A 20,440-nucleotide genomic window follows, 5' to 3' on the forward strand; every position below is an offset into this window, starting at 1 on the left:
CAGGGAGGATAGATGTCAGGTGAAATAAGAAGAGCGACCTTTACAGACGTAGAGGTAGTCGCACAACTATTTGATGAATATCGTCAGTTCTCTAAACAACCTAGCGATCTAACATTAGCCACTAAGTTTATTTCGGCTCGATTGGTCAACAAAGACTCCATCATCTTTATGGCCGAAGATATTAACGGCTATGGTTTGGGTTTTTGTCAGCTTTATCCCACTTTCAATTCAGTGAGTGCTACCGCAACCTTAGTGGTGGCCGATCTTTATGTCACTCAACATGCTCGCTGTGTCGGTATCGGTCGTCGCTTGATGAGTAGTGCCATCGATTATGCCAAAGCTAAAGCCATTAGTGGTATCACGCTTGAGATCAGAGAGGGACATAGCCATGCACTAGCGCTGTTCCAATCATTATCTTTTGTTCATAAAGAAGGTTTTTTGAGTTATAGCCTTGATATTGAGTGATGTCTAAAGTAGTAATATCTCATTGCTAGTTATTTTTGCTCATAAATCATAAGATTGCTAAGGAAGCTTCTCATGGGTTTAACCAAAAAATGTTCGACTTTAATGATCACTTCAGCGTTATTAGTTTCATACAATGCATCGGCTGCCTCCGATGCGGAAGTGGCATTTAATAAAGAGGTGCTCGAGTGTGCTGCGTACTATCAAATTGCTTCAGATGCCATTGGTAAGATGAATGCTCCTCAGATGCAAGCGGTAGGCGAGCGTCTAAAAAAATCAGGACAAGACGCTGTGACGATCGCTAAAAAATATCAAAGTGAAGCCGAAGTGAATAGTCTGCTGGAGCAAACCATTGCGAAACAAGAAGCGCAACTGCCAGATAATAAAAACCTTGGGGTCTTGATGCGCCGCTATAAAGAGCCATGTCAGAGCCTTCTGGCCAATCCTCAGCAGCGCATGGACTATTGGATTATGGCTACCATGTAAAGCCGTGAGTTAAGCCGTTAAATTAAGGGTGCCATAGTGCACTCTTTTTTATTGGTAGCTGTAACATAGCAAAAGCTTATCGGGTCTAGTTTCAAGTGGCTTGGGGTATTGATAAACGTCTTAGCAAGGAGCGATGATGAACCTATTTTATCTTTTCGCCGCGATAGCGGCCTTGTTAGCCTGTGTCGGGCATTTGACTTATGGTTATCGCCGTTATCTTCAGCCTATGCGGAGTGCAGCGTTCGACTCAAAAGCCAAAGTGGCCATCCATAGTGTGTTTAACGCTCTTGGCATCTTCCAATTGTTATCGACACTCATGCTGCTTGCTTGCGGATTAGGCTGGATATCCAGCATGCAAAACTTCAGTTTGCTGCTGTTTATTGCTCTCAATTATGTTCTATTTGCCCTATGGCAGTTATATATCGGCTTTACTTCAGACTTGAACTTAATCTCACGCTTATTACTGCAATGGCCACTGTTTTTTAGTGTCGGTTTACTCACGCTGCTTGGCGCATTATTACATTAATTTGGCTTAAATTATTGCCGCTTTATTGCCCTATTTTAGTAAGGTAATTATCTCAATTGTAAGGATTTATAAATTCGATTGCATAAATGTTATTTTTTAAGGCAAAGTGGCTTTAGCAATTAACACCTGTATTTGCGCCGATAAAAAAGAGCTATTTGATGATTGATGTAAAACAACTGGTAAAGTCTTACCAAATGGGAGAAACCCCAGTTCTCGCGCTTCGAGGCGTGGACTTTTCAATTAAAGCCAATGAATTTGTAGCCATTATGGGACCTTCTGGTTCGGGTAAATCAACTTTGATGAATATCATTGGTTGTTTAGATAAACCCAGCAGTGGAAGCTACCAATTAAATGGTCATGAGGTGAGCTCTCTCGATGATGATGCCTTATCGGCGGTACGTAACAAAGAGATTGGTTTTGTGTTTCAAAGCTTTCATTTGTTACCCAGATTAACGGCACTGCAAAACGTGTTATTGCCGATGCGTTTTGCCGAGCAAGAAAATGACAGCGAAGCTTACGCACAAACCCTGCTTGCTAGAGTAGGACTACTTGAACGACAAGGCCACCGGCCTAACCAACTTTCAGGTGGACAGCGACAGCGAGTGGCGATTGCCCGAGCCTTAGTTAATCGTCCTACTATTTTGCTGGCCGATGAGCCAACCGGGGCGTTGGACAGTAAGACCTCGGTTGAGATCATGGAGCTGTTTACTGAATTACATCAAGCGGGGCAAACCATCATTTTAGTCACCCATGAAGAAGAGGTCGCCGCTTATGCACAGCGGGTGATCCGTATGCGCGATGGCGATATTGTGCAGATTGATCAGCGAGGTGAAGATGCAGCCTAGTAGATGCTCTTTGATTGAGGCCTTGATACTTGGCAGTTGTCTCTGTCTGACTCTGCCGGCATTTGCCAGCGAAACTGAGCCCGCTTCCTTGTTACTTACTGGGAAAATAAGCTCGGTAGAATCACAAACCTTTACCGTACCGAAAGCCGGAGACGCTTGGCGTTATCAGATTCAATGGATGCTACCCGAAGGCACCTTAGCTCAACCGGGACAGAGCGTAGTCATTTTCGATAAGAGCCAGCTGACTAATCAAATTGAGCAGTTAGAGGCCAGTTTATTGCGAGTGACGGCTCAAGAGCAGAGCACCTCACTTGAATTGAATGGCGCTGTGTTACAAGCAAAATTCAACGTTAAACAAAACCAATTAGAAGTTGAAAAAGCGCAGTTAGATGCTGATGTTCCTGTCGAATTTATTGCTGCTAAAGAATATGCAGAAAACCAGTTTGCTTTGATGCAGGCAAAAAGTGAATTATCAAAGGCAAAACAAACCTTAACAGAAGCACTGGACAAGCAGGCTGCCAGCTTAAAGCAGTTAGCTATCGATAAGCAAAAAGCTCAACTGGAGCTGACTCAGGCGCTTCAAGGAATTGAGCAGTTGCAGTTAACTGCTAAGTTAGCCGGCCCGGTATTATATGGCAGAGATCATTGGAGCGATGAAAAGTATGGCGTCGGTGATACGGTGCAGATAGGACGCCAAATCGCGACGATTCCTGCACTTAATCAGTTAGAAGTGGTCGCCTGGGTGAATGAGGTCGATGTCGATCGACTCAAACTCAAGCAAGCCGTGAGTTTACGCCTTGATGCTCAATCTAACATCAGTTTTAGTGGTGTGGTGTCTTCTATCGGTAAACAGGCGATGACACAAGTCGCTTGGGGACGAAGCAAATGGTTTAAGGTGGGGATAGATTTTGACCGTGATAGCAGTCAAATCAATTTAGTACCAGGAATGAGCGTTTTAGTTGCGACTAAGGAGCTGAGCGATGAATAAAACCGCTTATGTCGCAGTTACCTTGTTATTAGCCTGTTTCGCCACTGGCTGCGAGCAACATGCCATTACCCATGTAGAAGAGGGGATTTTGGTGCAGCAAATTGAGGTGACGGGGGAATTAGTTTCGGCAGATACGGTTTCTATGATGCCGCCCGCGATCCGCCGAGTATGGCAATACCAGATCAAGCAATTAGCGCCCGAGGGCAGTGAAGTTAGCAAAGGTACAGTGGTAGCCAGACTCGATACTTCTGAACTGACTCAGCGTCTGTCTGTGAGTGAAGCCAATTTGGCGGCCACTCGGCAAGATATCACCACCTCTAAATTGCGTAATGCCAAGCGTCTGGAAGAGCTTAAACTTGATCTGGCCGAAGCTAAGATGAATTTCGAAAAGGCTGAGCGTAAATTTAACTTGTCTGATGAAACCGTCGCCTTGATTGAAAAAGAGAAGTATCAGCGGGATGCGGTTATCGCTAAAGATAGAGTGGCATTGATCAAACAAAAAGTGAGTCTAGAGTCCCAAGGGGCACGGCAGCGTCAGGCCATGCTTGAAGGTGATGAGCAGAAGTTTGCTGCTGAGGTCTCGGCACTACAACAAGGGATTGCTTCGATGACGCTCAAAGCGCCGAGAGCCGGAATGGTGGTGTATGGTACCGACCCTCAAGGTAATAAGATCAAAGAGGGACAGTCAGTGTTTGCCGGTGATGCAGTATTGTCGATCCCCAATCTTGCAAATATGCAAGTGAATATGACCATTCCCGAAGTTGAGGCGCAGCGGGTAAAACTGGGGCAAGCGATTAAAATTCGTCTCGATGCCAATCCTGAAAGAGTCTTTCGAGGCAAGATCACCGAATTAGGTGCGGTGTTTCGTAATAAAAACCAAGATGTACCTTTGGTGGTGTTTGATGCCGTTGCCAGTATCGATGATCCCGATAGCGAGTTAATGCGTCCGGGGATGACAGCCAAAATCGTTATCGATATTGCCAAGGAGGAGCCATCGCTATTGTTAGCTGCCGAGGCGGTTTCATTTGTGGCGGGACAAGCTTATGTTGAGCGTCCCAGCTTATTTGGCTCTACGAAACAGCCTATCACCCTTGGTGAGATAGGGGGCGAGCGGGTTTCGGTGCGCGAGGGGTTAGCCCTGGGCGATGAGGTATTACTGCCATGATGAGATTGGGGAACAATCAATTGCGTGTTGTCGCTATTTCGCTACTGAGTGTATTGGCCTTAACGGCTTGCTCACAGCAACAGCAAGATGGTGTGCTGACCATGGAGGTCGGCAGCCGCGATTTTAATGTCGAAATTCCGGCGACAGGTGAACTTGAGGCAAGCCAGTCGACAGCGGTTACTGTGCCCATTGGCCTGCGAGGCCCACAATCACTGGCGTGGATTTTAGATAACTTTACTCAGGTGAAGGCGGGGGATGTAATAGCCAAGATGGATCGCACTCGCACTAGCTATCAGTTAGAAATGGAGAAATTCGATTTTGACCGCTTGAGTCTGGACAGTGAGATGCAGCAGAAGGAAGATCAAACTGTCAGCAAAGAGCTCACCACTGGCACTAAGGTTACTTCAGAAGAGAAAGCGTTAGCCGAGCGTTTCTTCAGCGAAGATGAGCGAGTATATACCAAGATAGAGATCATCGAGCAGATGCGAAACCAAGATTACCTTGGTGCCAAATTGGATTATTTCGATTGGGGGTTAGCCCAGCATGATGAACAGGCTCAAGCCGAGCTGCAGCTAATCAAGCTTAAGCAAGGTGGCCATCAGGCGAAGATTCAACGCTATCAGAATAACCTCAGCCAGATGGAAATTGTGGCACCACATGATGGCTTGTTCGTTTATCAAAGCAGTTGGGACGGTGCCATGCCAGCTGTTGGCGATATGATGTGGTCGGGGTCTACCATAGGCACTTTGCCCGATACTTCGGTGATGCAGGCAAAATGTTTTGTGCTCGAGTCTGAAGCTGCCGGATTAGCTGTGGGGAAAAGTGCCACGGTTTATCTCGATGCTTATCCAGATAAGCCATTCAAGGGTACTGTGACCCAAGTGGATGCGCTGGCAAAACCGAAAGAGAAGGACAGCCCAGTTAACTATTTTCAGTTTACTGTCAGCTTGGATAAAACCTTGGTTGATATTATGCAACCGGGACGACAGCTTAATGTCAAAGTACATGCCTTATCGTTAACCGATGTGATCACCATTCCTAATCAGGCTATTTTTCAAAAAGAGGGACAATATTGGGTCTATATGAAAACCAATGCGGGATTCATTAAGCAAAACGTCACTCCCGGTCAGCGCAGCATAGACACCACAGAGATCATTAGCGGCCTGTCTAAGGGCGATGTGATTGCCTTGACCACGCCACCAAAGAGGAATCGAGTATGAGCCAGTATGGCGTAATAGGGCGCTATGCCGCTGGTATAGGTCAAGCTTTCGATGAGATGCGCCATCATAAATTGCGCACATCCTTGACCTTGTTGGGGATGGTGTTTGGGGTCGGGGCCGTGATTGCCATGTTAAGCGTAGGTGAAGGTGCCGAGCGCGAAGCCTTAAAGATGATTGAATCTATGGGGGTTAAAAATATCTTAGTTAATGCCCGTAGCAGTGATGGTGAAGCGCTTAAATCGATTCGAGAACACAGTGTAGGACTGAGTCTGAGGGATGTGGAGAGCACGGCGCAAACCTTACCCTTCGTCGAGGGCTGGAGCGCCCAAAAGCAGGTGAAATCTTTTAGCTTGTTTAGTCGTGATGGGCGCAGTGATGGCACTGTGATGGGCGTAACACCGAGTTATTTTGGTTTAAGTGCTTTGCATATCGGTAAGGGACGCAGCTTGAATGACAATGACGAGGCCTATTATCGACAAGTTGCAGTACTTGGACCAGAGGCGGCTAGGAGCTTATTTCCTCAGGGCAACCCACTCGGTGGCTTGATTAAGATTAATCACCAATGGTTCGAAGTGGTCGGTGTGTTGTCTGAAGGCGAGCAGAGTCAATCTAAGATCCAAGGGGTAAAACTGGGTGGCGAGCGTAACCAAGTGTTTATTCCGTTGGCGACTGCGCTCAAAAAGATGAACTTTAAAATGCTAGAGGATGAGCTGGACTCGATAAAACTGGCTATTGCCGATGGTGTGGAGCCCTCATTGGCGGCCAAGAGTTTAGGCCATCTATTTGCTCGCCGTCATGGTGGTGAGAAAGACTACGAGATAGTCGTTCCTGCAGATTTACTGGCTCAGCATCAAAAGACACAGCAGATTTTTAATATCGTGATGGCTTGTGTCGCTGGAATCTCGCTGCTGGTGGGTGGTATTGGCATCATGAATATCATGCTGGCTACCATTATGGAGCGTACCGGTGAGATAGGTTTGCTGCGAGCTTTAGGTGCGCGACGTAAGGATATTGCGCGTCAATTCTTGATTGAAAGCATTGCAATTTCAGCTACAGGTGGTGTGATAGGTATCGTTGTCGGTCTACTGCTGGCGCTAGTGATCTCTGCTGCGGCGGGTTGGCCTGTGGCATGGTCGCCATTTGCGGTGCTGTTATCCCTGGGGGTATGTATGACGATTGGGATCGGTTTTGGATTATATCCGGCGCAGAAAGCGGCGAGATTGGATCCTATTGTTGCGCTACAACGTGACTAAAGCGCTGGCTTGTTGAGTCTGGGTCTAGCTTCTTTTACAAACTGTCTTTCACGTTAACCGAATGGGCTATTCACCCATTTCGGTTTCCTGTGAGTAGCAAGAGCTGTCTATTTCACAGTCATAATCGCTTTCGAAATAGATATCTTCAACAACGGGCTCAGCTTGCTGCAGCTGAACGTTTTTGGGCTCCCACTTTTGCAGTAGGTCGGTGTAAAAACTCTCTTCTGGCGGATTGTTTACAAAGTGTTTTACATCGACAAAAGTCAGCCAAAATGCATAAGCCACGATGGAATAAATTGTAATTCGGAACATGTTCCTACCCAGTTGCCACTAATTTAGCATCGCACTATACGCGGAATATTTTAAGAAAGAAACTGTCAATATTTCGCCATTAGTTTTCTCGTCACAAAATTGTATAACGTATTGATAAACCTTGTTTTTAAGTTTGTTAAAATACAAATGTGTCAATAAGTATCATGCGTCATATTACTAACTTTCAGTCGTATTTTTGACGTTTAAATCGCTTTGATTTCAGCAGCTTCTGGAGAAATGTTTTGTTTGTGGGGATGTGATAACTGCATTCCCAAGGCTCAAACATTAGTCGGTTTTGACTGTTTTGATGGGTTTGAGCCTTAGGCGGATAGTTAATTAGTTGCGTTTTTTCCATAACATAATGCCCGCCACTATGATCACTAATGCGATGATCGGCAAAATGTCGTTCATATGATGGAATAAGCCGACACCATGATGGCCGGGATGTGCCCAAACGCTTGCAGGTAGAAGGCTAGCTAAGATAAGTAAGGCTTTTTTCATTGTAAGTGCTCCTAAGGGTTCAATTTCGTTCCATTTAAATTTGAATCGCGTTTCAAGTTCAGTCGGTTTCAAGTTCTAATTGCATTAGCAACAGCTCTTCTCCTTCAACGATTTGAGTATCAAAGCTGTTACATTGTGGACAAATTATGGTTCTCTCCTTGAGTTCATTACGCTCATGACATTGATGGCATTGAATGACGATAGGCTGATGTTGAATTTCTAGCTCGGCAGTTTTGGCGCGTCCCTCTAACTTAAATGTGTCGAAAGCAGTAGCTAATAAACTAGGCTCCACACCACTTAACAGGCCAATTTTGATCACCACTTTAGTGATCGCACTAGCTTGGTTTGTCTCGGCGTGTTGTTCACATTGCTCTAATAACGCTGTGACTATCGAGTATTCATGCATCAGCAGATCCTAGGCAGTAATTCGCCTTGAGGTAGGTCTAAGTAACGACGACTACCCCAAGGGGTGGTTAATACGACTTTACCGCTGTGTTTAGCGTCGACGTGGCCAATAATGGCGGCTTGTTCGCAGTGACCGTAGCGCTGAATAATATCTAAGGCCTTGTCGGCAATAGCGTGAGGCACGGCCAGAATAAAGGTGCCTTCGTTAGCTAAATCATGGGGCTCGAAGCCATAAAGCTCGCACAAACCTCTGACTTCTTCACTCACAGGGATGTTGACTTCTTCGACGTTTATGCCCACTTCGGAGGCCGCGGCCCATTCATTGAGCACTGCCGCTAGTCCACCTCGAGTGGCATCTCGCATGGCATGGATTTCGATATTGGCGGCGATCAGTTGCTCGACTACGGGCCACAGGTTAGCGCAGTCGCTGCTGAGGTTGGATTCTAGGCTTAACCCTTCTCGAGCCATCAATATCGCTGCGCCGTGACGGCCGATACTGCCAGAGACTATGATGCTGTCGCCTACCGCCAGATTTTTCACTGATATGTGATGTTTTAAGACTCGACCCACGCCAGAGGTGTTAATAAATAGGCCATCGGCACAGCCTTTGGGGACCACTTTAGTGTCACCACAGACGATACGTGTGCCACTTTTATGCAGCTCTTCGGCCATGGACTCAACGATCTGTTTTAAGGTATCGATGGCAAACCCTTCTTCTATGATGAAGCTACAGCTTAAGTATTGGGGTTCGGCGCCCATCATGGCAAGATCGTTTACCGTGCCAGCGACAGCGAGTTTACCGATATCGCCTCCGGCGAAAAAAAGTGGTGCGACGGTGAAGGAGTCGGTAGTGAAAGCTAATTGTCCCTCAATGTGCAAAATAGCGGCATCTTCTTCACTCGTGAGGATCGGATTATTAAAGGCTTTGAAGAAAATAGATGAGATCAGCTTATTCATCTCTTTGCCACCACCGCCGTGGCTGAGTTGTACGGTTTTTACAGCGGTTCTGTCGAGTAATTGAGTCATAGTGATATACCGTTATAGCGATAATAAGCGTTGCAGGCGCCTTCTGAGCTCACCATACAACTGCCAAGTGGCGTTTCTGGTGTGCAGCCACGACCGAAGACCTTGCAATCTTTGGGTTTGGCGATACCGCGAAGAATGTCGCCGCATTGGCAGGCTTTATGATCGTCAATGTCATCAAAATTAAGTTTGTCGGAGAAGATCACTTCGGCGTCGCGATGACGAAATTCAGGCTTCAACATTAAGGCGGAATCGGCTAATGGTCCGAGACCTCGCCATCTAAAATGTGGCCGCAGCATTAGGTAGCGATCGACTTTCTGTTGGGCATGCAAGTTGCCATCTTCGCTGACTGCGCGACTGTACTGCACATCAAGCTCTGCTTTACCAGTGACTTTCTGCTGTACAATTCGCAAAATGGATTCCATCACATCGACGGGTTCAAACCCGGAGACCACCACGGGTGTTGCGTATTTTTCGACGGTAGGGCGATACAGTTTAGCGCCGCTTATTACGCTGACATGGGAAGGTCCTATAAAGGCATTCACGGTAGCATTGGCATCGGCCATCACCGCATCTATCGCCGGAGGCACTAACACATGGTTGATATGAAACAACAGGTTAGCTAGTTGTTGCTGCTCTGCTTGCTCTATCAATATTGCGGTCATTGGGGTTGAGGTTTCAAAACCAATAGCAAAGAAGATCACCGTTTTATCGGGATTGTCTTTCGCTATGGTTAGGCAGTCGAGAGGATCATAAATTGGCCGAATATCACAACCTTTAGCACGAAATTGCGCCAAACTGCCTTTCGAGCCTGGAACGCGGATCATATCGCCTAAAGTCACCAGAATAACATCAGGTTGAGCAGCTAATATTGCCGCATGATCGATGCGCTCTTTAGGCATGATACAAACGGGGCAACCAGGGCCATGAACAAATTCGATATTGCTGGGTAGCAACTGATTTAAGCCATATTTCATTATGGTGTGAGTATGGCCGCCACACACTTCCATGATATTGATTTTATCAGGGTATTGGCTGGCTAAGGTTTTAATCTCCTTGGCCAGGTTATGTATGGTGTCAGGATTACGAAACCCTTGATAAAGTTGATTGAGCTCAATCATAGCGATTGTTCCTGTTGGCCAATTTTATCAATAATCTCCTGATACAACTTAAGGCTTTGCTCTGCGTCAGCTTTATCGATTTTATTCATCACAAAGCCGATGTGAATCAACACATAATCATCTATTTGTAATGGCTCATTTAAAAGGTGACTGCTGACTTTGCGACGAACGCCCATGGTTTCCACGGTCACCGCTTGTTGATCCTGGTGCAGTTCGACCACCTTAGATGGGACAGATAAACACATCATTACCCCCTTTGATTGTCTCGTAACCAATGAGCTAATGCATACATACTCTGAGTATCTTTAACCGATGTTACCAAGACTGTCGCTTCAGGATTCAAACGCTTCACTTGGGCTTTGGCTTCTTCGACATTGAAATCAAAATAGGGCAAAAGGTCGGCTTTGGTGAGCAACACTAAGTCGGCTTTGCGGAACATCACTGGATACTTTTCAATTTTGTCATCGCCTTCTGGCACCGACACCAACACCACATTCATGTGAGTGCCCACATCATAGGAGGCGGGGCAGACTAAATTACCAACGTTTTCCACAAAGCAGATATCTAGCGGTTTAAGATCCACATGATGCAGCGCGCTGTGAACCATAAAGGCGTCGAGGTGACAGGCTGAACCTGTTTGAATTTGATAGGCATCAATGCCTTTTGCTGTTAAGCGATCGGCGTCCCGTGAGGTTTCTAAGTCTCCTTCGATCACCGCATAATTTAATTCTGTGTACTCCTTAAGGTGTTCAAGCAGGGTGGTTTTACCACTGCCTGGGCTGCTCATAAGATTGAATGCGGTGATGTTGTGGGCTTCAAAGTGATCGCGATTATTCTGTGCTTCGAGATCGTTCTTATCGAGGATTTTATGGATCACCGATAGGGTCTTTTTATCCTTAAGTTGAGGATTGCTATGGAGTTCATCATGGCTGTGAGTATGGCTATAGCCGTGCATAGCGTCATGATGATCGTGACGAGTAATGGAGCATCCGCAATCTTTACACATAGTTATTCCTTAATAATGCGACTGGCTACTATTGTGAGTGTTGGCTAAAAAAGCTTCTTTGATGTTGGTCATATTTCATTAACATCTAAAGTACATTTATTTAATTTTGTTGATGTACAGCAAACCACAATTGCCCTAGAGCGATACCTGCGTCATTAACGGGGATCTGTTTCGGGCTTAATAGCTTATTTGGCTGCAGAGCTAATGTTTTACGTGTCTGGCTCAGCAAGTAACGGTTTTGGAAAACGCCACCGGATAACACCACGGGCAGCGACGGATACTGAGTTGCTAAGTTTGCAATGGCTCGAGCCAGACAATCCATAAAGGCTCGCGCAATCAACCCATTTATCTGTGGCTGTTGTTGATGCTGCAGCAAGTGGTCGACAATCTGTTGCCATAATGTTTGGGTTTGCCAGATGCCGTTGTCTAACGGCAGCTCGAAATGAATATTGCTTTGCTGGTACTGCTTCTCTGATATTTGATTGGCACAAGCTTCGATTAACATGCCTGCTTGTCCTTCAAATTGTGTTTTTTGCATCAATCCTAATAAGCAGGCGAGAGCATCGAATAATCGTCCCACTGAGCTGGTGTGATGGCTGGCTGCACCGCTTTGCCATAGACGATGAAGGTTGTTGATTAAGCTTGCAGGCATATCTTGGAGCCCTGGAAGCTTGAGATCTAGCAGAGTGTCAATATCATAGCGCTGAAACAGTAATGCCAGCATGACCCGCCTTGGGTCGATGATCGCTTGTTCATTACCTATCAGCGCAAATGGTGCCAAACTGGCGATGCGTTGATAACCGTTAATATCGGCGACCATGGCTTCACCGCCCCATAGTTGCTGTTGTTCACCCAGTCCAGTGCCATCGAAGCTTAGCCCTAAAACCTTGTCGGTGAATTGATTGGCCGCCATGGTGCTCAGAATATGAGCATAATGATGTTGTACTTTAGTCATTCGGCAGCTGGGGTGGTTTTTGACATATTGCTCGGCCCAGCGGCTAGAGGTGTATTCGGGATGCTTATCACACACAAGATGCAAAGGCTTAAATTGGTATAGGCGCTTAAAGGTGGCAAGAGTGTCGACAAAATACTGCTCAGCTTCGATGCTAAACAGATCGCCAATATGTGGACTCAATACCAAGTTATGGCCAAAGCCAAAGGCGATACTGTTTTTTTGCTGGGCACCGAGGGCTAAGGTGTGTTGTTTTACCGATTGCTCCCAAGGAAGGGTTAATGGGGCATAACCTCTAGCAAGCCGAATGACTTGTAGCTCATCATCGACAAGTTGTACCACACTGTCATCGCAGCCATTAATTATCGTGCGGTTGTGATCTAAAATCGCATCCACTACCGGGTTAAGCTGGCGGCTGATCTCGCCAGCCTCAGTGATGATGGGCTCTCCGCTACGATTGGCACTCGTGGCTACAAGCGGCCTTTTAAGCTTCCCAAGTAATAAATGGTGCAGCGGCGTATAGGGCAGAAACAGTCCTAATCTGTCGATTTGAGGTGCGACATAGGCGCTTAAGCTCGATACCTGTTGCTGACGACGCTTTAATAACACGATAGGGCGTTCGGGACTTTGCAACATTTGCCATTCGGCGGCGCTACCTTCGGCCAGCGATTTTGCCATGTCGATGTCGCTGCACATGACGGCAAAAGGTTTCGCTGGACGTTGCTTGCGTTGGCGTAAATGGCTAACGGCAGTATCGTTAGTGGCATCGCAGACTAGGTGAAATCCACCTAAACCTTTAATGGCCAATATTTTTCCCTGTTCGAGCAATTCAACACAAGCTTGTAATGCGGCATTTTTATTGGCTAACACTTCGCCATCGATGTGGATCAAGGTGATCGATGGACCACATTGTGGACAGCTGACGGGCTGGGCGTGATAACGTCTATCTAAGGGATCGTGATAGGCCTTGGCGCAGCTGTCGCACATTTCAAATTCTGCCATCGCGGTATTTTTGCGATCATAAGGCAGGGATTTAATCAAGGTATAGCGTGGACCACAGTTAGTGCAGTTGGTGAATGGATATTGGTAATGACGGTTGTGTGGATCGTTTATCTCATCAATACAATCTTGGCAGCTGGTTTTATCTGCTGACACCGCCACTTGTGCATTATCATCGGCTTCGCTTTCAATTATCTCAAATGAACTACATTGTGATTCAATGGCGATGTTTTGCTGCTCAATATTATCGATACGTGCCAGCACGGGAAGGGTTGTCTTGAGCGCATGGATCAGTTTGCTGATATTTTCCGGACAGCCCTGTAATTCAATGGTCACGCCTTTACTGTGGTTAAAGGTGAAGCCATTAAGTTGCCAGCGGTTAGCGAGGCGATAGATAAACGGCCGAAAGCCGACGCCCTGCACGATACCCGATACCGTGATCCTGCTGCGCCTGATGGCTGTGGGTGAGCACACGGCTACCTCAGTTAGGTTATCGCGACACATCTTATTTTCTACGCTTTTTCAACAACAAGGCACCCATCGCGTAGTTATTGCTGTCGATGGCTAATTGCCTGTTGCAGTAAATGGGGAAGTTTTTGCCGACCCGTAAACTGAAGCGTTGACTCAATAGCGGGTTACTCCACTCATCACCGGCAATATTGACCGCTTTAATGCCAATATTTTGATCCAGATGTTCAATCCAGTTGGCTAAATAATCGGTCAAAGAGTCATGCATTCCGAAGGCGAGTTTATTCATGTCGCTATCGTCAGCCAAACGGAAACTCATCAGGCTACCCAAGGTTTTACACCAATTGAGGCTTCGGTGTGCCTCTCCTTTGGTCAGAGGGTAATCGACACGTTGGGCGTTCGCACTTCGATGACTCAAGGCACTGGCGATAAAGACATCACTGAGATCGCTGCTATTCATAGAATGACAGGGAAGGCCCAGCACAATGGCAGCAATAGCCCACAGGGAGGTTAAGTTATCTGTTGAGCTATCGAGCTTGAGGCTCAGTAATCGGAGGTAATCATCGGGATAAGCTTGCTTAAATTTTTCTAGGACTTTGACTTGTGGCGTTTGTTCTAACTGATGATAGAGCTCATAACCTGTGTCTGGCAATTTGGGTAGGGCAAGGAAGAGTTCAGGTTCGCCTTTACTATTTAACGTTTGGATTTGGCCACCATGTTGCTGACTAAAATAGACCAATACACTGTTGTGTTTGAATTTATGTTCAAGATTGACGGCGTGCAGAGCGCACAGACCATATTCTTGATCGCTTAATGCCTGTGGTTGAGCTTGCGACGTAGAGGCTGGCAATGACGTCACCATAAACTCATGCTTTGTATTGCTGGCGAGATAGCTTATACCTCTGTGCTGTACACAGCTTTGTTCGTGCAAGGCTTTGATGTTACTCGATAGTGATGTTTCATTTTCGCTTGCGATGATTTCAGCCCATTGGCCATCGATCAAAGCCAATGGCACTGGTTGTTGTGGATTCTCAATATAGAGCCAATCGATGCCTCGTTGACGCAGATGTTCGGCAATAACAATCAGTGGACGGCTATAGGCGAAACGCAGATCATATAAGGGCATACTGAGTTTAGGATGCCCAGCCACGGCCCTGGCGGTAATGTTTGGTTTTTCGATACTCGATAGCGCTAAAATCTGCTGATCACTGAGATGAAATTGCGCGTTGAGGGTATTGGGGTTACAGATCAGTAGTTTGGGTCTGCCAGCACCTTGAATAGGAGTAAGGCTGAGCTGTATAGGTGAGGGGCCTGCCAGGCTTATTTTTCCCTGAGTGATCAACTCATCGCTTAGTGCCTTAAGATCCGATGCGGTTAAGCCTTGATAGGCCTTATCCAAGTTTTGCTCGCCATGACAATGGGGACAAGCGAAGGCGATATTTCCAAATTCAGGTGCCTGATTATCACCAAACTGCGGTGTACATCGTTGGCAAAACTGCTGTGATGATGCTGAAGCTGATAATGGCTGAGTTGAGCCTTTAGGCTCTGTGACTAAACTAATACTGGAATCAACCAGCCATACCGAAATGAGAAAATCATCGGCAATGGCATCGGCTAGCGCTTCAAGCTGTTCCTGCTCGGCAGTCGCTTCGATAAAATAACAATTGTGCTGATAACCGATTTTAATATCGAGTTGCTGGTGCTGCAGATATAAATCACACAGCTGAGCATATAGGCCAACGGGCCGAGCACATTTAAATTCAAATTCAATGGTATTCATCACTGGTTCCCCCGAGTTTATAGGCGTCGGGAATAAGTTGTTCGATAGTCATGTCGGCGACGCGTGTCATAGTAAAACCGAGTGAAATAAGATGATTGAGTATCGTTTTTTCCATTAAGGGCACTGCGGCGGCAACGAGAGGGGTGAGCCCCAGCGTCATAGGTTCGAGCACCGTCGGTGTGCAGCCTAATACATAGGTTTTGGGTCTGTCACCGACCATCTCCATCATGGTTAAGGTTTGTAACATCTCCACTTCATGAGCACTGCCTTGCCAATCGATCTCGCTGGGAGCCTTATCGAAGTCGAAGAAGTAAACCTCTCCAGGCCCGACACCGTTGGCGTTGACGGTATCGACGACCAACAAGTAGTCATATTGACAGATAATAGGAATGAGTCCTTGTGCCAAGGTGCCACCGTCCATCACATCGAGTTGATGGGATGGATGATGAAATTGGTAGTTGGCTTGCAGGTAATTGACAAAATGTACGCCGATACCTTCATCGGCGTACAACACATTACCAATACCAAGTAACAGTATTTTCATGGCGCCCTTATTTGTGCTGCTTGGGGTGGTAGTCGTAACCCGATACAATAGAGTCTACCGAGTTATGCTTAAATCTTATGCCGGTCCAAACTGCCATATAGACATGGATCACCACGAAGATAATAAACACCCAAGTAAAGTAATGATGCCAAATGCGCACCTGGGCTAAGCCGCCCATCATGCTTGTTACCCAAGCGGCTAAGCTCGCTAACATACCGCCGAGTCCTAAGTGATAGACATTGGCATACAAGGCAAGCCCTGTGATGCAGATTAAGGCTGCGATCACAGAGACGGCGAGGTAGGTGACAAATTGTAATGGACCATAAACGCCTTTCTTATCTAAATGCCCCATCCACAGATAAGACTTGAGTTGTATAATCCAACTGTTGACGTTGGTGACATCTTTAAAGGAGCGGCGCTCAATATCGCTTTTACCAAAGAAAAACAGATAGGCGCGCGCCAAAGTGATAGCACACAGAATAAAGCCAAATATCAGATGGGCAAATCGCACCCAGCCTTGTACCAGTACATCTGAACTACTAGGGGCCACCAAGAAGGGCCAAGCGATGTAGAAGCCCGTAATCACCAGAACCAGTATGGATAGCGCACGCAACCAGTGAAAAATTCTGATCGCGGCGCTGAAGATAAAGGCTCTCTCATAGGCTACATGGGTTGTATCCATGAGTTGCTCCTTAGTTATTACCATTAGGGTCGATACGGAATTCACCTAAATCTTTGCCTTTGTAGTCCATCACATGTACTGAACAGGCCATACAAGGGTCAAATGAGTGAATAATACGTAAGACTTCGAGCGGCTTAGTCGGATCTTCAAGTTTCAGCCCGTGCAGCGAGGCTTCATAGGGGCCAATTTTACCCTTGATGTCGACGGGGCCAGCATTCCAGGTGGTCGGCACTACAGCTTGATAGTTCTCTACCAATCCGTTTTTAATGCGGATCCAATGACTAAGCATCCCGCGAGGCGCTTCAATCATGGCGTGACCCACATACTCTTTGCTTGAGTCGATTTCAGGTTTCACATAGGTACTTTCGTCGACTTGAATATTTTTTATCAGTGCATCGAAGGTTTTCAGCCCTTCCTCTGCCACAATCACTGTCTGTAACATGCGCGCAGCGGTACGCCCCAGCGTAGTGAAGAGGGCTTCGACAGGCAGTCCTGTGGCTTCTAGTAGACCGTTAACGGCATCAACCACCACCTTGTTGCCTCGGGCGTAGCTCACAAGTAGGCATGAGAGTGGACCCACTTCTACCGGCTCACCTTGGTATCGTGGCGATTTAACCCAGCTGTACTTACCGTCACCATCGACCGTTGGCAGCTTGCCATAAACCGTGTCACGTTCGACAAATCCGGTGTAGTTGGGAACTGTGGTGCCATCGTAAGGATGTTGAGGGCCATCGGCGTCATACCAAGCGTGGCTCACATCTTCTTTGATCAATTCAGGGTTGAGATCGCTGACGCCCGCTAAGTCGCCATTCATGATTACGCCTTGGTCGAACATGTATTCGCCGTTGGCTAATACGAAGTCGTTAGTGGCTAGGAAGTTCTTCACATTGACGCCACCTAAGACACTGGGTTCACCACCAAAGGCTTCTGCAGCCATCACAATATCGGCTTTGTAAGCACGGTGAATAAAGTCAGCCACGATAGCGTGTTTTTGCTTCCATTCTTGCAGGCGAGCAGGACTTAACATGTCACGTACTGAGGTGACACCACCCACGACTAAGGATTGTGGATGAGGCTGCTTACCACCGAAAATAGCCAGCATTTCAGCCGCAACACGCTGTACTTCTAGTGCTTTAAGGTAGTGAGACAGGGCAATTAAGTTTTGCTCTGGGGTGAATTTATAAGTGCCATTGCCCCAGTAGGCGTTGGCAAAGGGGCCAAGCTTTCCGGTTTCAACGAAGCCTTTGACTCGTTCTTGTACCGCACGTAATTCACCTTCACCTGCGGCAATGGGTTTGTCGGTATATTTCAATGCCACTTGGGCTGCAGCGGCTGGATCGGCGCTGAGTGCGGAAACCACATCAACCCAATCTAGTCCATGTAGATGATAGAAATGCACAATATGATCATGCATATACAGTGAGGTTTGCATTAGCGAGCGCAGGTATTTGGCATTAAGCGGGATTTTTACCCCTAAGGCATTTTCAACCGCTTCGGTACCACAGCGATAGTGTGAATAGGTACACACACCACAGATACGCTGAACAATGAGTCCAACATCCATCGGCGTACGTCCTTTGAGGATCACTTCGATGCCTCGCCAAAGGGTCGAGGAGGACCAAGCCTTTTGCACGACATTGTTTTCATCAACTTCCACTTCGATGCGCAAATGACCTTCGATGCGGGTGATGGGGTCGATAACTACACGTTTGCTCATTGGATTATTCCTCCCTCGAATTAGCGATAACGCTGGCGACAGCATGAGCGCCAATACCGACGACGGTCGCTCCAAGAATGACTGCGCCTATGGTGTCTGCGCTGGCATCGAGGCCATGAAGTAGTTGCCTGCCAAGAGGTTTTTCAAAATCAGCCATATCATCCCAGAAGTTGGGTTCAGAGCATCCCATACAGCCATGTCCTGCAAGAACAGGCCAGCTGGTGTGGTGATTGAAACGTTCAGTAGGGCAGTTGTTATAGGTATAAGGGCCTTTACAACCCACTTTATAGAGGCAGTAGCCTTCTTTTGCACCTTGATCGCCAAAGGTTTCGACAAACTCTCCGGCGTCGAAACGGCCGCGACGCTCACAATTGTCGTGTACCCTTGCGCCATAGGCCCATTTAGGTCGATTGAACATATCCAAGGCCGGTAGCTTGCCGAACATAATGAAGTACATTAAAGTACCGACAATGTTTTTCTCACTCGGTGGACAACCGCCTAAGTTTACAACGGTTTTATTTACCACTTGGTCAACTCCTTTAGCACCCGTGGGATTAGGTGCCGCAGCTTGTACTCCGCCAAAGGCGGCACAGGTTCCCACTGAGATAATCGCAGCTGCACCTTCGGCGGCATGTTTAACGATTTCTAGTCCAGTGTGACCTTTGCAACCAACGGTGAGGTAAGCGCCGTTGTTCGCAGTGGGTATGGCGCCTTCAACGGCAAGTAAATAGTTACCTTTATAGGCCTCCATCGCATGTTCAAGGTTTTCTTCCGCTTGCCAACCGGCAGCTGCCATTAAGGTTTCGTGGTATTCCAGAGACACATGATCGAAGATCAATGAATCTAAGTTGGGTGTATCGGCGCGCACCAGCGATTCGGAGCAGCCAGTACATTCGGCCATGTGTAACCAAATCAAGGGAACTCTGTCAGCCAGTTCGGCGGCTTCGGCTACAAGCGAGCTAAAAGGTAGGGGAAGCGCTAACATCGCAGTAACTGCTGCGCTCCATTTCATAAAATCTCGTCGGGTAATACCGTGCTCGTCCATTTTAGTTTGCAAAGAATGAGCATGGCGAGGTGCTAAGCTGCGTAACATCTTTATACGCGCTTGGCCTTGTTGATATAAGGCGGCATGTGTGTCCATGGGTAACCCTTTTTCATAGATAAAAATGTATTGCCATGTTTTCAATGATTAGTGTAAGTAGCGTGCTTAGTGGCGATATTGATTTATGTCAACCTTTTAGAAAAGATGTGATGTTTGCACTTATGTAAGTAAAATCTTATGAGCTAGATCATCTTTTGTTAAAACCTTGAGACAAAATGTCCCGGTCGCCGAACGGTCTGTGAGCGAGTTCAAGTTCATTTACTGAAAAGCGCATAAACGATTTCGCAGCTGGGTGATTTTTATTTGATAAATTTTCGGCGCATTTTGCGCAGGCTATATACACTTAGTGGGAAAGTTTTAAAAAGGAGCTAGGTTATGGAGTCAATGAAAGTTGTTGATTATATGGATCGCCAACCTGTGTTACTGCATGCCAATATGACGCTGGCAGCGGCGGTTGATAAGCTATTAGCACAAAAAAAACTTGGGGCAGCGGTCGTTAATGAGCAAGGGATTTTAGTGGGGTTCTTGTCGCAACAAGATTGTTTGGCCGTGATGCTTAAAAGTACTTACCACTGTGATTTAACTGCAAATGTGAGCGATTGTATGCGCACCGATGTGTTAACGGTAAGCCGAGAAACGCCCATTATCACCTTGGCCGAGCAGATGTTGCAGGCTAAACCTAAGATCTATCCCGTAGTAGACGAGCATAAAAAAGTGCTGGGCATTGTCGATAGAAACGCGGTGCTTAGAGCCATCAATATCTCAATGCAAGAGTGTTACCTCAAACCAGCATAATAATCATCGATTTAATTAGCTCGATGGCCTTTTAGTTTGCCTTTCTGCTTTAGTGACTAATACCCATCTATATCAAGCCAAAGCTCGC

Annotated in this window: 22 protein-coding genes; 9 read left to right on the top strand and 13 right to left on the bottom strand. The window is 46.7% G+C overall.

Annotated elements, in window-relative coordinates:
* The first annotated feature begins 12 nt into the window (after window positions 1–12).
* From L1D21_RS05655 to L1D21_RS05690, 8 genes are all read left to right on the top strand, one after another.
* Window positions 13–465, top strand: a complete 453-nt coding sequence (locus L1D21_RS05655) for a GNAT family N-acetyltransferase (RefSeq protein ID WP_239844289.1) — start codon at window positions 13–15, stop codon at window positions 463–465.
* 72 nt (window positions 466–537) lie between these two features.
* Window positions 538–948, top strand: coding sequence for a hypothetical protein (locus tag L1D21_RS05660; RefSeq protein ID WP_239844290.1), 411 nt, complete (start codon window positions 538–540; stop codon window positions 946–948).
* A 136-nt stretch (window positions 949–1,084) separates the two neighbouring features.
* A complete protein-coding gene (locus L1D21_RS05665) occupies window positions 1,085–1,474 on the top strand; it encodes a hypothetical protein (protein ID WP_239844291.1) in 390 nt (129 codons plus the stop codon).
* A gap of 158 nt (window positions 1,475–1,632) precedes the next feature.
* Entirely contained in the window at window positions 1,633–2,319 is a 687-nt protein-coding gene (locus L1D21_RS05670; protein ID WP_239844292.1) for an ABC transporter ATP-binding protein, read from the top strand.
* Window positions 2,309–3,307 carry an HlyD family efflux transporter periplasmic adaptor subunit gene (locus L1D21_RS05675; RefSeq protein ID WP_239844293.1) on the top strand — a complete coding sequence of 333 codons (999 nt, stop codon included), beginning with the start codon at window positions 2,309–2,311 and terminating at the stop codon, window positions 3,305–3,307. Before L1D21_RS05670 ends, L1D21_RS05675 begins: the two co-directional genes overlap by 11 nt.
* On the top strand, window positions 3,300–4,472 hold the full coding sequence (locus L1D21_RS05680) for an HlyD family efflux transporter periplasmic adaptor subunit (RefSeq protein ID WP_239844294.1): 1,173 nt from the start codon (window positions 3,300–3,302) through the stop codon (window positions 4,470–4,472). The genes L1D21_RS05675 and L1D21_RS05680 overlap by 8 nt, the downstream gene beginning before the upstream one ends.
* Window positions 4,469–5,692 (top strand): HlyD family efflux transporter periplasmic adaptor subunit, encoded by a 1,224-nt coding sequence (locus L1D21_RS05685; RefSeq protein ID WP_239844295.1) that lies wholly within the window; start codon window positions 4,469–4,471, stop codon window positions 5,690–5,692. Before L1D21_RS05680 ends, L1D21_RS05685 begins: the two co-directional genes overlap by 4 nt.
* Window positions 5,689–6,945: an ABC transporter permease gene (locus L1D21_RS05690; RefSeq protein ID WP_239844296.1), complete on the top strand. Its 1,257-nt coding sequence runs from the start codon at window positions 5,689–5,691 to the stop codon at window positions 6,943–6,945. Before L1D21_RS05685 ends, L1D21_RS05690 begins: the two co-directional genes overlap by 4 nt.
* Before the next feature lie 66 nt (window positions 6,946–7,011).
* Here L1D21_RS05690 and L1D21_RS05695 read toward each other — a convergent pair whose 3' ends face one another.
* The 13 genes from L1D21_RS05695 to hyaA all read right to left on the bottom strand — a co-directional run bounded on the left by L1D21_RS05695 (window position 7,012) and on the right by hyaA (window position 19,596).
* Entirely contained in the window at window positions 7,012–7,257 is a 246-nt protein-coding gene (locus L1D21_RS05695) for a hypothetical protein (protein ID WP_239844297.1), read from the bottom strand.
* A 336-nt stretch (window positions 7,258–7,593) separates the two neighbouring features.
* The gene (locus tag L1D21_RS05700) at window positions 7,594–7,758 is read right to left on the bottom strand and encodes a hypothetical protein (protein ID WP_239844298.1); all 165 of its coding nucleotides are present in this window, start codon (window positions 7,756–7,758) and stop codon (window positions 7,594–7,596) included.
* Between the two features lie 58 nt (window positions 7,759–7,816).
* The gene (gene hypA / locus L1D21_RS05705; RefSeq protein WP_239844299.1) at window positions 7,817–8,164 is read right to left on the bottom strand and encodes a hydrogenase/urease nickel incorporation protein HypA; all 348 of its coding nucleotides are present in this window, start codon (window positions 8,162–8,164) and stop codon (window positions 7,817–7,819) included.
* The gene (hypE, locus tag L1D21_RS05710) at window positions 8,164–9,189 is read right to left on the bottom strand and encodes a hydrogenase expression/formation protein HypE (protein WP_239844300.1); all 1,026 of its coding nucleotides are present in this window, start codon (window positions 9,187–9,189) and stop codon (window positions 8,164–8,166) included. The genes hypA and hypE overlap by 1 nt, the downstream gene beginning before the upstream one ends.
* Window positions 9,186–10,307: a hydrogenase formation protein HypD gene (gene hypD, locus L1D21_RS05715; RefSeq protein WP_239844301.1), complete on the bottom strand. Its 1,122-nt coding sequence runs from the start codon at window positions 10,305–10,307 to the stop codon at window positions 9,186–9,188. Before hypD ends, hypE begins: the two co-directional genes overlap by 4 nt.
* Window positions 10,304–10,552, bottom strand: a complete 249-nt coding sequence (hypC, locus tag L1D21_RS05720) for a HypC/HybG/HupF family hydrogenase formation chaperone (RefSeq protein ID WP_239844302.1) — start codon at window positions 10,550–10,552, stop codon at window positions 10,304–10,306. Before hypC ends, hypD begins: the two co-directional genes overlap by 4 nt.
* A gap of 2 nt (window positions 10,553–10,554) precedes the next feature.
* Window positions 10,555–11,313 (bottom strand): hydrogenase nickel incorporation protein HypB, encoded by a 759-nt coding sequence (gene hypB / locus L1D21_RS05725; protein WP_239844303.1) that lies wholly within the window; start codon window positions 11,311–11,313, stop codon window positions 10,555–10,557.
* Between the two features lie 100 nt (window positions 11,314–11,413).
* Window positions 11,414–13,768 carry a carbamoyltransferase HypF gene (gene hypF, locus L1D21_RS05730; protein ID WP_239844304.1) on the bottom strand — a complete coding sequence of 785 codons (2,355 nt, stop codon included), beginning with the start codon at window positions 13,766–13,768 and terminating at the stop codon, window positions 11,414–11,416.
* Window position 13,769: 1 nt separating this feature from the next.
* Complete coding sequence (locus L1D21_RS05735) at window positions 13,770–15,512, bottom strand: NiFe hydrogenase (protein ID WP_239844305.1); 1,743 nt, start codon at window positions 15,510–15,512, stop codon at window positions 13,770–13,772.
* Complete coding sequence (locus tag L1D21_RS05740) at window positions 15,499–16,056, bottom strand: HyaD/HybD family hydrogenase maturation endopeptidase (protein WP_239844306.1); 558 nt, start codon at window positions 16,054–16,056, stop codon at window positions 15,499–15,501. The genes L1D21_RS05735 and L1D21_RS05740 overlap by 14 nt, the downstream gene beginning before the upstream one ends.
* A gap of 7 nt (window positions 16,057–16,063) precedes the next feature.
* Entirely contained in the window at window positions 16,064–16,738 is a 675-nt protein-coding gene (cybH, locus tag L1D21_RS05745) for a Ni/Fe-hydrogenase, b-type cytochrome subunit (RefSeq protein ID WP_239844307.1), read from the bottom strand.
* Window positions 16,739–16,748: 10 nt separating this feature from the next.
* Window positions 16,749–18,455 (bottom strand): nickel-dependent hydrogenase large subunit, encoded by a 1,707-nt coding sequence (gene hyaB / locus L1D21_RS05750; RefSeq protein ID WP_239844308.1) that lies wholly within the window; start codon window positions 18,453–18,455, stop codon window positions 16,749–16,751.
* Between the two features lie 4 nt (window positions 18,456–18,459).
* Window positions 18,460–19,596: a nickel-dependent hydrogenase small subunit gene (hyaA, locus tag L1D21_RS05755; RefSeq protein WP_239844309.1), complete on the bottom strand. Its 1,137-nt coding sequence runs from the start codon at window positions 19,594–19,596 to the stop codon at window positions 18,460–18,462.
* Window positions 19,597–19,932: 336 nt separating this feature from the next.
* On the opposite strand from hyaA, the gene L1D21_RS05760 reads away from it, so the two are divergent.
* Entirely contained in the window at window positions 19,933–20,352 is a 420-nt protein-coding gene (locus L1D21_RS05760; protein ID WP_239844310.1) for a CBS domain-containing protein, read from the top strand.
* The last annotated feature ends 88 nt before the right edge of the window (window positions 20,353–20,440 follow it).

The organism is Shewanella sp. Isolate11, from assembly GCF_022398315.1.
Lineage (GTDB): Bacteria > Pseudomonadota > Gammaproteobacteria > Enterobacterales > Shewanellaceae > Shewanella.

Bases quoted from the DNA above. Each gene is read 5' to 3' on its own strand.
- L1D21_RS05655 (WP_239844289.1), top strand. From the start codon at position 13: ATGTCAGGTGAAATAAGAAGAGCGACCTTTACAGACGTAGAGGTAGTC.
- L1D21_RS05660 (WP_239844290.1), top strand. From the start codon at position 538: ATGGGTTTAACCAAAAAATGTTCGACTTTAATGATCACTTCAGCGTTA.
- L1D21_RS05665 (WP_239844291.1), top strand. From the start codon at position 1,085: ATGAACCTATTTTATCTTTTCGCCGCGATAGCGGCCTTGTTAGCCTGT.
- L1D21_RS05670 (WP_239844292.1), top strand. From the start codon at position 1,633: ATGATTGATGTAAAACAACTGGTAAAGTCTTACCAAATGGGAGAAACC.
- L1D21_RS05675 (WP_239844293.1), top strand. From the start codon at position 2,309: ATGCAGCCTAGTAGATGCTCTTTGATTGAGGCCTTGATACTTGGCAGT.
- L1D21_RS05680 (WP_239844294.1), top strand. From the start codon at position 3,300: ATGAATAAAACCGCTTATGTCGCAGTTACCTTGTTATTAGCCTGTTTC.
- L1D21_RS05685 (WP_239844295.1), top strand. From the start codon at position 4,469: ATGATGAGATTGGGGAACAATCAATTGCGTGTTGTCGCTATTTCGCTA.
- L1D21_RS05690 (WP_239844296.1), top strand. From the start codon at position 5,689: ATGAGCCAGTATGGCGTAATAGGGCGCTATGCCGCTGGTATAGGTCAA.
- L1D21_RS05695 (WP_239844297.1), bottom strand. From the start codon at position 7,257: ATGTTCCGAATTACAATTTATTCCATCGTGGCTTATGCATTTTGGCTG.
- L1D21_RS05700 (WP_239844298.1), bottom strand. From the start codon at position 7,758: ATGAAAAAAGCCTTACTTATCTTAGCTAGCCTTCTACCTGCAAGCGTT.
- hypA (WP_239844299.1), bottom strand. From the start codon at position 8,164: ATGCATGAATACTCGATAGTCACAGCGTTATTAGAGCAATGTGAACAA.
- hypE (WP_239844300.1), bottom strand. From the start codon at position 9,189: ATGACTCAATTACTCGACAGAACCGCTGTAAAAACCGTACAACTCAGC.
- hypD (WP_239844301.1), bottom strand. From the start codon at position 10,307: ATGATTGAGCTCAATCAACTTTATCAAGGGTTTCGTAATCCTGACACC.
- hypC (WP_239844302.1), bottom strand. From the start codon at position 10,552: ATGTGTTTATCTGTCCCATCTAAGGTGGTCGAACTGCACCAGGATCAA.
- hypB (WP_239844303.1), bottom strand. From the start codon at position 11,313: ATGTGTAAAGATTGCGGATGCTCCATTACTCGTCACGATCATCATGAC.
- hypF (WP_239844304.1), bottom strand. From the start codon at position 13,768: ATGTGTCGCGATAACCTAACTGAGGTAGCCGTGTGCTCACCCACAGCC.
- L1D21_RS05735 (WP_239844305.1), bottom strand. From the start codon at position 15,512: ATGAATACCATTGAATTTGAATTTAAATGTGCTCGGCCCGTTGGCCTA.
- L1D21_RS05740 (WP_239844306.1), bottom strand. From the start codon at position 16,056: ATGAAAATACTGTTACTTGGTATTGGTAATGTGTTGTACGCCGATGAA.
- cybH (WP_239844307.1), bottom strand. From the start codon at position 16,738: ATGGATACAACCCATGTAGCCTATGAGAGAGCCTTTATCTTCAGCGCC.
- hyaB (WP_239844308.1), bottom strand. From the start codon at position 18,455: ATGAGCAAACGTGTAGTTATCGACCCCATCACCCGCATCGAAGGTCAT.
- hyaA (WP_239844309.1), bottom strand. From the start codon at position 19,596: ATGGACACACATGCCGCCTTATATCAACAAGGCCAAGCGCGTATAAAG.
- L1D21_RS05760 (WP_239844310.1), top strand. From the start codon at position 19,933: ATGGAGTCAATGAAAGTTGTTGATTATATGGATCGCCAACCTGTGTTA.